Origin of the sequence: Bacillus tuaregi (genome assembly GCF_900104575.1) — a bacterium.
Taxonomy (GTDB): Bacteria; Bacillota; Bacilli; order Bacillales; family Cytobacillaceae; genus Bacillus_BD; species Bacillus_BD tuaregi.
On record NZ_LT629731.1, the window covers coordinates 1961114 to 1973734 of the forward strand.

General features: G+C 39.7%; 10 protein-coding genes. 7 read left to right on the forward strand and 3 right to left on the reverse strand.

Annotated features, from left to right (window positions below):
* Positions 1-72: 72 nt before the first annotated feature.
* Both BQ5321_RS11705 and BQ5321_RS11710 read right to left on the reverse strand, forming a co-directional pair.
* Positions 73-1236, reverse strand: coding sequence for an iron-containing alcohol dehydrogenase (locus BQ5321_RS11705; protein ID WP_071394666.1), 1164 nt, complete (start codon positions 1234-1236; stop codon positions 73-75).
* Positions 1237-1421: 185 nt separating this feature from the next.
* Positions 1422-2930, reverse strand: a complete 1509-nt coding sequence (locus tag BQ5321_RS11710; protein WP_071394667.1) for an MDR family MFS transporter — start codon at positions 2928-2930, stop codon at positions 1422-1424.
* Between the two features lie 354 nt (positions 2931-3284).
* On the opposite strand from BQ5321_RS11710, the gene BQ5321_RS11715 reads away from it, so the two are divergent.
* The 3 genes from BQ5321_RS11715 (at position 3285) to BQ5321_RS11725 (ending at position 6481) form a co-directional block, all read left to right on the forward strand.
* Positions 3285-4157 carry a TetR/AcrR family transcriptional regulator gene (locus tag BQ5321_RS11715; protein WP_071394668.1) on the forward strand — a complete coding sequence of 291 codons (873 nt, stop codon included), beginning with the start codon at positions 3285-3287 and terminating at the stop codon, positions 4155-4157.
* Between the two features lie 135 nt (positions 4158-4292).
* Positions 4293-5309 (forward strand): DUF3231 family protein, encoded by a 1017-nt coding sequence (locus tag BQ5321_RS11720; RefSeq protein ID WP_084786749.1) that lies wholly within the window; start codon positions 4293-4295, stop codon positions 5307-5309.
* Between the two features lie 218 nt (positions 5310-5527).
* A complete protein-coding gene (locus tag BQ5321_RS11725; RefSeq protein ID WP_071394670.1) occupies positions 5528-6481 on the forward strand; it encodes an aldolase catalytic domain-containing protein in 954 nt (317 codons plus the stop codon).
* 77 nt (positions 6482-6558) lie between these two features.
* Here the strand turns inward: BQ5321_RS11725 and BQ5321_RS11730 are convergent, their stop codons facing one another.
* Positions 6559-7806, reverse strand: coding sequence for an ATP-binding protein (locus BQ5321_RS11730; protein WP_071394671.1), 1248 nt, complete (start codon positions 7804-7806; stop codon positions 6559-6561).
* 249 nt (positions 7807-8055) lie between these two features.
* On the opposite strand from BQ5321_RS11730, the gene BQ5321_RS11735 reads away from it, so the two are divergent.
* From BQ5321_RS11735 to BQ5321_RS24440, 4 genes are all read left to right on the forward strand, one after another.
* Entirely contained in the window at positions 8056-10185 is a 2130-nt protein-coding gene (locus BQ5321_RS11735) for a heavy metal translocating P-type ATPase (RefSeq protein WP_084786750.1), read from the forward strand.
* Between the two features lie 245 nt (positions 10186-10430).
* On the forward strand, positions 10431-11210 hold the full coding sequence (locus BQ5321_RS11740) for a hypothetical protein (protein ID WP_071394672.1): 780 nt from the start codon (positions 10431-10433) through the stop codon (positions 11208-11210).
* 122 nt (positions 11211-11332) lie between these two features.
* Entirely contained in the window at positions 11333-11968 is a 636-nt protein-coding gene (locus BQ5321_RS11745) for an FMN-dependent NADH-azoreductase (RefSeq protein ID WP_071394673.1), read from the forward strand.
* A 117-nt stretch (positions 11969-12085) separates the two neighbouring features.
* Positions 12086-12232, forward strand: coding sequence for a hypothetical protein (locus BQ5321_RS24440; RefSeq protein WP_187143738.1), 147 nt, complete (start codon positions 12086-12088; stop codon positions 12230-12232).
* Positions 12233-12621: the final 389 nt, after the last annotated feature.

Below are 12621 nucleotides of genomic sequence, written 5' to 3' on the forward strand. Positions count from 1 at the left end.
AGGCACCACAAATGGACAGATTTCATGTATTTGTCTTTTTGTGGTGCCTGACATCATTATGTGTATGTAACGTTACAGTGCTAATTTTAGAATGTGGAGGACGTCTTCTTTATGCAGTTTCACAAAGTTCCCCAGTGGACCGGATTCAGTTCCTTTTCTTGCCATTTCTTCTAAGTGCGTATCATCAATTTTAATTTCCTGTAGTCTAATGGGCATGTTAATTGATTGGAAGAATGCTTCCAATTTTTCGATTCCCATTAACGCTGTTTTCTCCAGGTTGTTTAGATTCATTTCAACATCCCAAACTCGGTGGGCGAATTGGGCAAAGCGATTAATGTCATGTTTGTATACATATTTCATCCAAGCTGGAAAAACAATGGCTAAGCCGGCACCATGTGCGATATCATAAATCCCACTTATTTCATGCTCAATGTCATGGCTACCCCAATCCCCAATTCTACCGGTGGATAGTAAATCATTATGGGCAATGGTCCCGGACCACATAATTTCGGCACGTGCCTCATAGTTTTCCGGATCGTCTAAAACAGTGTGTGCATTATTAATAATGGTTCTTAATGTGGCTTCACATAAGCGATCGGTTAGCTCAACATTCTTTTCATTCGTGAAATATCTTTCCATAATATGGGCCATCATATCCGTAATACCACAAGCGGTTTGATAGGCTGATAAAGTGTAGGAAAGGACTGGATTTAATATCGCAAACTTCGGACGCATGGAAGGATGTCCTGTTGATTTCTTATACCAGCCGTCTTCATTTGTAATAACAGAACCACTGCTTGATTCACTTCCTGCTGCTGGAATAGTCAAGACGACGCCAAGCGGCAGGCAGTCTGTAATCTGACCTTTACCGTCAAAGAAATCCCAAACATCCCCATCATATTTAGCTCCGGCTGCAATAGCCTTTGCCGAATCAATGACACTGCCACCACCAACAGCGAGGATGATATCGATGTTCTTTTCTTTACATAGGCTAATACCCTCGCGGACAAGGCTTACTCGTGGATTTGGCATAACTCCACTCAATTCGAAAATCTCCATTCCCTTCGCTTTAAGCGACTGAATCACTCGATCGTATAAGCCGCTCTTTTTAATGCTGCCGCCTCCGTAATGCAGGAGAAGACGTTTCCCATAAAGGGCTGCTTCCTGTCCAACCTGCTGCTCTGTATCCTGACCAAAAATAATTTTCGTACTATTTTGAAACACAAAATTTTTCATGATCAACCTCCTAAAGCATTCTTCGAATATTATATTATTATAACAGTTTGTAAAAAGAAATAAATTCCACTTACTGTAACAGAATTTTATGCTCTTTCAATTGAAAATTAATCTATAAATAAAGTAGAAGTCAAAAAGAAAAGCCATTAAAACATCCTGAACATGTTTTAATGGCTTTTTTGTTATTATTTTACAGCGGCACCAGATGGGGTTGGTTGATTTTCAATTTTACTGACAGCCTCCGCACTAGTATCGACGCGCTTCACAAATAATGCTAGGACTAGGGCAACAATATTTACGATAAACGTTACATAGAACGAATATTGAATACCGGCCAGTAATGCCTGTTGGGTCAATGCAGCAGTTGTTGCTTCCGTCATTGTTGTTGGATCAATGCCAGACATTAAGCTTGTCGCTTCTGATTTCGTCACAGTATTCATGATCGTTACTAGAACAGCGGTACCAAGAGAACCGGCAACCTGTTGGGCTGTGTTGTTGATGGCAGTACCGTGTGGATTTAAACGAGTAGGAAGCTGGTTTAATCCGTTTGTCATAATCGGCATCATCACCATGGACATCCCGAACATTCGTAAAGTGTACACCAGAATAATATACGTGTAGCTGGAATCGAGCTGCAGATGGGCCAGCATAAAGGTGGAAACAGCCATTACCACAAGCCCGACAACCGCTAATATTCTTGGTCCAAAGCGATCAAATAATTTTCCTGTAATGGGTGACATGATTCCCATAACGATGGCACCCGGCAGCATCATTAAACCAGAATCTAGAGGTGAAATCCCTCGTACACTTTGTACATAAGCAGGTGTTAAAATCATTCCGGAAAACATGGCTACTGCGTTGACAATTGCAATAATAGAAGCAAGGGCAAACATAGGATACTTATAAACTCGTAAATCTAATAACGGAACTTCCAATTTTAATTGGCGCAGGATAAAGGCGATTAAGGCGATTCCACCAACAATTAAGGTTGTTAAGACAACTCCGTCTGTCCAGCCGTCTGAGCTTGCTGAACTACATCCATATAATAATCCGCCAAATCCAATACAAGATAAGATTACTGAAGCATAATCAACAGTTGCGTTCTTATTCTGCTCCATTACATTCTCGGCCTTCCAAATAGCCAATAGAAGACTGATAATAGCTAATGGCAGAATCATTTCGAAAAGCACGCGCCAATCATAATATTGAACAATATATCCGGATAGAGTAGGTCCAATGGCTGGTGCGGTAATCATCACTAAGCCGAAAATCCCCATGGCTGCTCCACGTTTTTCACGAGGAAAGCTGATTAACATAATATTCATTAAGAGTGGACCCATAACCGAGGAACCAGCTGCCTGCACCATACGGCCAGTTAGCAATATCGAAAAATTGGGCGCAAAGGCAGCTAAGGCAGTCCCTAAAGTAAAAATCGCCATCGAAGTAATGAATAAGCTACGATTCGAAAAGCGAGTCAGTAAAAAAGCGGATGCTGGAATTAAGACACCGCTGACAAGCATATAGCCGGTAGCCAGCCATTGAACTGTTGAGTAATCAGCTATTTCTAAATCAATCATAATGGACGGTAATGCAACGTTTAATAAGGAATTATTTAAAAATGATACAAACGCCCCTATAAATAAGACGACAATCATTAAATAGGGTGTTTTTTTTTTCTGTAATGTTGAATCCATGTTTCTCATCCCTCTAGTCTTTTTTCATTTATTTATTTTTCACTTGGTTATTTTATACCGATAGTTCAAAAAGTGCAACTGATTTGTACTTATGGTATAAATAAGTTAAGATTTTAGTATTTGGCTCTGTTAAACGTGGATGTTGATTTTCGTTCCAGGCACTTCGCTTTCCGCAGGCGACCGACGAGCCTCCTCGACACTTCGTGTCTGTGGGGTCTCGCCTGTCTCGCTTCTCCTGCAGGAGTCTTCGTGCCTGGAACGAAAATCAACCTGCTAAAAAACAACACTGTGCTTTAACAGAGCCTAGTAAATAAAAGGATAAACTATGATAGATTGCCATTTCAGGAGGCCGTCATGAATAATCGAAAAAGAAAAGTAGCAGATATTGCATTAAAGTTGTTTGTTGAAAAGGGGATTCAACAAACCTCTATTCAGGAAATCATTGACAAAGCAAACATCTCAAAAGGGACTTTCTATAACTATTTCTCGTCTAAAAATGACTGTATCAGCGATATTTTAGAATTTCTTCGATATGATGCAAGTCAGCAGCGAATTGCCATACAAATTGGCAAGGATAAGAAGGATCGCGACGTTTTTATTGAGCAAATTTCCATTTTGCTTCGATTGAACGAGGAACGGAATTTACAGCCATTATTTGAGGCTATTTTATCTACAAATGAAGCCGATTTAAAAAAGCTGGTGCTGCAGCATCGTGTATTTGAAATGGAGTGGTTGGCAAATCGGATGATTGAAGTGATGGGGGAGGAAATACGGGACTATGCATTCGAAGGGACGGTACTGTTTTACGGAATGCTGCAGCATATGCTGTTTGCCCTACGCATTACGAATACCACCTATTCGATCCATCATTTAGTCGAGGTGATTCTGTCTTATACGGAGCTAATCTTTCCGAGTATGATAAAAAAGGAATTTTCGTTATTAAGTCATTCTGCGATTGATTTCTTTAGTACAAGTGTCAATAAAAAGCTCATATCAAAAACAGAGCTCATTCATTTAGGAAATCAGCTGCAGGAGCAATACCAATTTAATGATGAACAGCAGGATTTATATGAGGCGATCATGTATGAATTAGAGCGGGACCGGGTACGTAAAATCGTTCTCGGGCATCTTTTAAAGCCTTTTCAGCATCTATTTAAAGAAACTTCCATGGCTTCCCAAGTGGAGACCTTTACAAATATGGTCTGGTTTTATTTGCAGACCATATAACGGTAAGAATGGCGTTTGTATTAACGTCATTCTTACTTTTGTAAAATGAACCAGACCCTAAATCATCTCCCAAACACATCTGCATACTACCCAATATAATTGGAAATTCTATAGTACATAAGATTGAGGAGGCAGATGATGGACAGGCACAGTATAAAACTAACAGCTCCTGAAATATCAAGTCTTTGGACACAATATCTATTTGATTCCATGTCTATATGCTTTTTTAAATATGCACTTGAACACCTCGAAGATGAAGATATTATTGATACTTATAAATTGGCATTAGACTATTCAGAATTACATGTTCAAAAAATTCAAGAATTTTTTAAAGAAGAAAATTTCCCTGTACCACAAGGTTTTACAGAAGAGGATGTTGACATCCATGCTCCCCGTCTTTTTCAAGATCCTTTTTATCTGCAATATATGTATATCATGACCCTCCAAGGCATAACAGGATATGCCCTTTCACTTAGTACGTCCGTTCGTTCCGATCTGAGAAAATACTATATAGCCTGTAATCACGAGGTGACAAACTTATTTGAAAAGACGCTTGATTTATTGCTATCAAAAGGTATATTTTCACGTCCGCCAGTGATTACACCGGCTCAGTCGATTGATTTTGTTGATCAGCAAAGTTTTTTAACAGGTTTTCTTGGCAAACGGCGTCCCTTAACGGCCATGGAGATTGGTGATATTACGTTTAATATGAATAAAATGAATTTGCATGTGGCCTTAAAGGTGGGATTCAGTCAGGTTGCCCATTCAGAAAAGATCCGAGAGTACATCGTAAGAGGTATGGAGATAGCCGATAAACATATAGAAGCATTTGATTCGGTATTCCGTGAAGAAAAGCTGAATTCTCCAGTTTCATGGCAATCGTATGTTACCAATTCAACGACATCGCCTTTTTCTGATAAATTCTTAATGTATCAGGTACAACTTTCAACCCAGCTTGCGATTGCCTATTATGGAACAGCATTAAGCGTAACGTCAAGAAGAGATCTTGCCATTAAATATGTATCGCTTACAGCTGAACTTTTACGCTTTGCAGAAGATGGAACGAACCTGATGATCGAGAATAAATGGCTAGAGGAGCCTCCATCTGCCAGTGATCGCAGAGCGCTATCAAAGGATATAAGGATTAAATGAAGGAACTCTAGAAACAGTAGAGTTCCTTCATAATCATTTATTAAATAGATGAAATAATACTATCAGGTTCGCCTGTATCTATTTTATTTCCTGAAAATTGGAATTTTCGGAAAATAATTTGCACTTTCACGGAAAGAATGGTATAAACATAATAAGTATTTTTCGTATATTATGTAAAAATATCAGTATACGTGTTGAAACAGGGGGAAATCACTACTATGGAAAATAAAATTATTGACTGTACAATTCGCGATGGAGGATTAGTAAACAATTGGGATTTCAGCGTTGAATTTGTTCAAGATTTGTATAATGGCTTGAGTGAAGCTGGCGTTGAGTATATGGAAATCGGCTACAAAAACTCTGCAAGACTATTGAATGCGACAGAGCCTAATCCATGGAGATTTCTTGATGATAATTTCCTAAAGGAAATCATTCCTGAGAAGAAATCGACAAAGCTTTCTGCGCTTGTTGATATCGGTCGTGTGGACCCAAATGATATTCTTCCTCGTGAAGAAAGTATTTTAGATATGATTCGTGTCGCTTGCTATATCCGTGAAGTGGACAAAGGTTTAGAACTTGTGCAAATGTTCCATGACCTAGGCTATGAAACTTCCTTGAACATTATGGCACTATCAAGTGTACCTGAGCGTCAGCTGATTGAAGCATTTGAAATGGTAAAGGAAAGTCCAGTGGATGTTGTCTATATCGTTGACTCCTTTGGAAGCCTAGACCCTGCAGATATTGAACATCAAGTGAAGAAATTTCAAGCGATGCTTCCAAACAAGCAGCTTGGTGTGCATACACACAACAATATGCAGCTAGCATTTGCAAATACGATTACGGCTATGAGAAACGGAGTTGTTTTCCTAGACTCATCGGTATATGGAATGGGCCGTGCGGCAGGAAACTGTAATACAGAGCTTCTTGTCAGCTATATTCAAAAATCAAGCTATGAGATTAAGCCAGTATTAGGAGTCATAGAGAAACATATGCTTGGCATGCGCGAAAAATGGGAGTGGGGCTATATCATTCCTTACATGATTTCTGGTTCATTGAATGAGCACCCACGTGTAGCGATGGCTTACCGTAACAGCGATGATCGTGATAAATTTGTTCAATTCTATGACAAAGTAACATCACCTGAAGCTAGTCTGGCTCCTTCAGCAAGATAAGGTTAAGGAAATCTAACTAAAAGCACCTCTATAATAGGGTGCTTTTTTGTGTGAACTGTTTTAGTGATGAATGGGTTTCAATGATGTGTAAGGATGGGCAGAGAGATAATGAAGGTCGTTCCTTGTCCCTTTTGACTGTTGACCGTAATATGTCCATTGACTTCTTCAATCACTCGATAGGCAACCATCATGCCAAGGCCGGTGCCTTTTTGACCTTTTGTTGTAAAGTATGGTTTACCCAATCTTTCCATTTGATCCTCATCCATACCAATTCCAGTATCCTGAATGAGGATTTCACCATTAATATGATGCTTAATCATTGAAATGGTTAAGCTGCCTCCGTCTGGCATAGCTTCAATAGCATTTTTTAAGATATTTAAAAAGGCCTGCTGAATCGTCTTACGTTCTCCTGTAATCCAAAAAGCGGTTAAATCCTTTTGGATTTCTATTGAATTCATATTTGTTAGTGGACTGATTAATTCAATTGAATAATGAATCAAATCTTCCATATCGATTTTTTCTACTTTCTCTGGGGCAGGTTTAGCAAAGGTTAGGTAATCACGAATAATACTTTCAGAACGTCCCAATTCCTCTAGTGCAATATGGATATAACGTTTCTTCTCTAAATCATTTTCCATTTCCTGCAAAAGCTGCATGAATCCCTTTGCACCTGTCAAACCATTTCGGATTTCATGTGAAATGGAGGCACTCAAATGGCTTAAAATTTCCATTTTTTCCATGTCAATGATGCGCTGCTTAATTTTATAATTTAATCTAATTCTTTCTAAAGTGAACATGCATAATGTGACACATGAAATTTTAATGATAGCCCCCAAGAGGATAATATTCAATTCTGTGTGGGAAATGAAAATGTATGAATAAATGACATTGCTGAAAATTAAATGTAAAAGAACCAGTAGTAACGAAATGATGAGCTTTTGGCTTAGTTTTGCGCTGCGAAATTTTTGATAGACTATCCATGTTGCAAGCGGGATAATCGCATAATTAATCATCGAACCCCAAAAACCAAGATCAAACCCTAGAATAAATCGATAAAAAACAATGAATAGATACAAAGCTAGGCTTGTAAGCGGTCCTCCATACAAGCTAGCTATAATAAAAGGTACAATTCGGATGTCAATAATAAATCCTTGATTTACAGGTAAAGGAAACGTCATGCAAAAAAAGATAGCTGTCAGACCTGCAATCAATGCAAATATTGCAGTATAACGCTTGGTTATTTTTCTTGGCCACACCTCCACCACATGCTGGGTGATGAGCAGCACAACTAATAGAATTAATACATTAATTAATATTTCATTCATTGATAATACCTCTAATCTAAAATAACTAGATGTATTGTACCATATATCCCGAAAATAAAAATATAAATTTTTATAATATTGAGATATTTTATCGTGGACTTTGAATTTGATTATTAAACAGGAGCATAATCGATAAAAAACAAATAAATATGGTTTTGAATAACATACATAGAAGTAGTAATCTATATTTATATGAAGGGCTGTACTGCTAGAAATGGATTGGTTCCATAGGAAGGAGGTGAGGCATGGATGACCTCAGAGCAAGTAAAAACAAACCATGAAGAATCCATCACCTATCGTGTTCAAGGTTTCTCCTGAGCAGGCTGTGCCAAAACGTTCGAGGAGAACGTGAAGCTCCTGGAGGGAGTTTCCGATGCGAAGGTGAATTTTGGTGCTTCTAAAATTACGGTTATAGGAAAGACAACGTTGGAAGAGCTGGAAAAAGCGGGTGCGTTTGAGAACCTGAAATTACGACATGAACGAGAAAAGCGAGTCGAAAGGGAGCCGTTTTGGAAGCAAAAAGAAAATTTCAAGGTGCTTGCTTCAGCTATTCTTTTAGTCATTAGTTGGTATTTAGGAGAAAGATTGGGCGAAGGTTATGGCCTTGTAACGCTAGGTTATGCTGCCTCCATGATTATTGGTGGTTACGCTCTTTTTATTAAAGGGTTTAACAATCTATCCCGCCTTAAGTTTGATATGAATACGCTCATGACAATAGCGATCATTGGTGCTGCCCTCATCGGTGAATGGGGTGAAGGGGCAACTGTTGTGCTCCTTTTCGCTATTAGTGAAGTGCTCGAGCGTTATTCAATGGACAAAGCACGACAATCACTTGAATCGCTACTTGAAATGGCCCCAAAGGAAGCTTTAATCCGCCGGGGAAAGCAGGAAATGATGGTGGATGTGGAGGACATCCGCATTGGGGATGTCATGATTGTCAAGCCTGGAGCGAAGCTTGCGATGGATGGAATGGTCATCAAAGGGATTTCGACCATCAATCAGGCGGCGATTACCGGTGAAAGTGTTCCTATCACAAAGACGGTTGATGATGAGGTATTCGCCGGAACCTTGAATGAAGAAGGGCTACTTGAGGTGAAAATTACTAAGCTTGTAGAGGATACGATGCTCGCTAAAATTATTCATGTTGTGGAAGAAGCTCAAGCTGAGCGTGCACCTTCGCAAGCCTTCGTGGATCAATTTGCGAAATATTATACGCCTGTTATTGTGGCAGTAGCCTTTCTTATTAGCATGTTACCACCTTTATTTGGCGGGGACTGGAGCGAATGGATCTACCAGGGGTTATCTGTGCTGGTCGTCGGCTGTCCTTGTGCCTTAGTTGTTTCTACGCCCGTTGCGGTGGTGACGGCGATCGGAAATGCGGCTCGAAATGGAGTCTTAATTAAAGGCGGAATCTATTTAGAAGAAGCTGGAGCACTTAAGGCGATTGCATTTGATAAAACAGGAACACTGACAAAAGGAATCCCAACTGTGACCGATATCGTTACGTATTCCGGTAACGAAAAGGAGTTATTCATCACCACGGCGGCGATTGAAAAAGGCTCACAGCATCCACTTGCCTCCGCCATTTTACGAAAAGCTGAAGAGTGCGGTTTAGATTATTCAGCCGTAAAGGTCGATGAATTCCAGTCGTTAACAGGTAAGGGGGTTAAAGCGAAAGTACGAGATGTCCAGTATTATGTAGGCAGTCCAATTTTATTTGAGGAGCTCCACAAAACAGTGGACACCACAATAAGAGACCAGATAACCTCTCTTCAAATAGAAGGAAAAACCGTTATGGTAGTGGGAACAGAAAAAGAAATTCTGTCCTTGATTGCAGTAGCAGATGAAATGAGGGAATCTTCTCAAGAGGTGATTCGGAAATTAAAGCTACTTGGTGTGGAGACAGTGATGCTGACAGGGGATAATGAAAAAACGGCCGCTGCTATCGGAAAGCAAGCAGGTGTTTCTGAAATCAAAGCAAATCTGCTTCCTGAGGATAAGCTTTATTATATAAAAGAGCTGCGGAAAAAATACAAGCGTGCAGCGATGGTCGGAGATGGTGTGAACGATGCACCGGCACTTGCCGCGGCCACTGTCGGCGTCGCCATGGGCGGGGCAGGTACGGATACCGCTTTAGAAACAGCTGATATTGCCCTCATGTCCGATGACTTAAGCCGACTGCCCTATACCATTAAATTAAGCCGCAAAGCGTTAGGAATCATCAAGCAGAACATTATCTTCTCCTTAGCGATTAAAGCTTTAGCCCTTCTTTTGGTCATACCAGGCTGGTTAACACTGTGGATCGCCATTTTTGCTGATATGGGAGCCACACTCATTGTGACATTAAATAGCTTACGACTGTTAAAGGTAAAAAAATAAAGAGGGGAATTTCCCCTTTTTATTTTTTGGCTATTTTCCATCCATTTAAGAAAAAAACACTTATAGGCTTATTTGTCCATTCACATAATTAACTTCCTCCTATAATATTAGAGGTAATTGAAAATGTGGTTTCTTAACAAAGAAACCGAGAGTCCATTATCATGATAGATTGGTCATTTCTCCTACTAATTCCAAGTAGCTAACTCTCAACATTCATAATCATTATTCGGGAAAGGAGGAACCCTGTGAACACAGATCAAGCATTTGAGTTATTAAAAAACGCAGGCGTTGCAGAGGATGTTTGCATTACTACAGTTCGACGCTGGCTGCGTGAAAGAAAAATTACCTATGAGGGAAGACAAAGTAGTTCTAGTGTCATACTAGATGATACCGATCAAGCTCTTCAGCTCTTGAAGGATGCAGGAGTTGCTCCAAGTATTGGTCTTCTCGCCGTTCGACGTTTAGTACGTGAAGGAAAAATCCAGCAGGTAGGAAATGGGGAGAACAAAGAATACATACCGAAGGAACCGAGCCCAACCCGGACGATTCAACCTTCTACCGAGGATAAGAGAATCCGTCAATTAAAAGCGAAAATTAAAGCACAGGATGATCATATAAAAGGAATTGAAGAGCTTCACCAATCCTCAATTAATACATTAATTCAGCAGAGGAATAAGCTAAACCAAGAAAAAATGCTCTTAGAAAAAGAAAAAAATGAATTGCAACGGGAAACGAGGAAGCTGCTAAAAGAAAATCTCGACCTTCGAAATGAGCTGTTAAAAATAAAAGAAGAATATTCGAAAGGAAATAAAGCAGATCCTGAAAAGACCGTGCCTGTATCGTCAAAAATCTATGACCCCCGTCCAAAGCTCGGTCTCTCGAAAACAGCAGGTTCAAAAGATATTTTAGCAGGCTATAAAGCGTTATTAAAAACAACACACCCTGACCGCGGAGGCAATGCAGAATTGTTTCATTTTATTAAAATGGATTATGATGCCTTTCGGAACAGCCTGAAGGATAAATGAGTATCTGTGATAAATAATCCTCGCATGAATGCGGGGGTTTTTTTCGTGGATGAATAAATTCTGTCAGATGCCGAATATTAATAAAGTCTTGAAAATAATTGATGGAAAAAGGTGAAGGGTTCATGACAAAACTATTGTATATTACAGCGCATCCACATGATGACACACAATCATTCAGTATGGCAGCAGGAAAGGCCTTTATTGAGACCTATAAAGAGGTTCACCCTAAAGATGAAGTGGTGCACCTTGATTTGTATAAAGAAAACATCCCGCAAATTGATACGGATGTTTTCAGCGGATGGGGCAAGCTTCAGTCTGGTAAAGGCTTCGAGGAGCTTTCGAATGAGGAAAAAGCTAAGGTGGGGCGCTTGAATGAACTTAGTGACCAGTTTGTAACTGGAGATAAATTTGTATTTGTGACACCCTTGTGGAATCTATCCTTTCCTCCGGTTGTAAAGGCCTACATCGATTCTATTGCCGTGGCAGGTAAAACCTTTAAATATACCGAGAATGGTTCGGTTGGTTTATTAACGGATAAGAAGGTTTTACATATTCAGGCCCGAGGTGGTATTTATTCAGAGGGACCTGCTGCAGCATTCGAAATGGGACATCGCTATTTACAGGTTATTATGGGCTTCTTTGGTGTTCCTTCGGTTGATGGCTTATTTATCGAAGGACATGCAGCGATGCCTGATAAGGCAGAAGAAATTAAACAGAATGGGATCGCTCGTGCTAGAGACTTAGCCCATACTTTCTAATCTTTCTCCATAGATTAAATATTGTTAAAATAGTGAAAATAGTGTAATATCTGAAATATATAGAAATAATTCTACGATAACCCAATAAAAAATATGACAGCTACGGAGATGGGAATTATGGAAAATAAGACAATGTATTATGATGGCAGTGTCGAAATGGTTAATGAACCTAGTACGAAATCTGTTGAATATTCTAATGAGCCAGTTGAAGTAACAGATGAAGCAAGAAAAAATATGGGTGGCAATCCGTTCTTAGCAAAATAGCTTATAAGCTCGAGGTATAAACGTACACAAGGGACTCTCTTGTGTATTTTTTTAGTTAATATTATGAAGCAACAGGATCAAGAGACAGACAGAGTCCTTTAACTTCATTCAGCAAATGCTTCTTGTACCGAAAGCTTGCGACAGGTACAGAAGTCCTCCACTTCTACAAGTGGGGGATGAATGCAAATAGTTCTTCGATTCAGTGGGGGTTCAAACCCCGGCTGAATGAAGTTAAGCCTCCGGCGGAGGTCACGGATTTTTTTAAGGTAGTTTACCCGAGCGAGCTCAGGTAATCCGGACGCAAATTCGACGGGCGAATTTAATCGTATGTATTAAATCGGTTAATCGCAAACTACCTTTGAGACTCCCACGTCTATAGACGCAAGCCC

Coding starts and splice junctions, on each gene's coding strand:
- BQ5321_RS11705 (WP_071394666.1), bottom strand. CDS start 1,236: ATGAAAAATTTTGTGTTTCAAAATAGTACGAAAATTATTTTTGGTCAG.
- BQ5321_RS11710 (WP_071394667.1), bottom strand. CDS start 2,930: ATGGATTCAACATTACAGAAAAAAAAAACACCCTATTTAATGATTGTC.
- BQ5321_RS11715 (WP_071394668.1), top strand. CDS start 3,285: ATGAATAATCGAAAAAGAAAAGTAGCAGATATTGCATTAAAGTTGTTT.
- BQ5321_RS11720 (WP_084786749.1), top strand. CDS start 4,293: ATGATGGACAGGCACAGTATAAAACTAACAGCTCCTGAAATATCAAGT.
- BQ5321_RS11725 (WP_071394670.1), top strand. CDS start 5,528: ATGGAAAATAAAATTATTGACTGTACAATTCGCGATGGAGGATTAGTA.
- BQ5321_RS11730 (WP_071394671.1), bottom strand. CDS start 7,806: ATGAATGAAATATTAATTAATGTATTAATTCTATTAGTTGTGCTGCTC.
- BQ5321_RS11745 (WP_071394673.1), top strand. CDS start 11,333: ATGACAAAACTATTGTATATTACAGCGCATCCACATGATGACACACAA.
- BQ5321_RS24440 (WP_187143738.1), top strand. CDS start 12,086: ATGGAAAATAAGACAATGTATTATGATGGCAGTGTCGAAATGGTTAAT.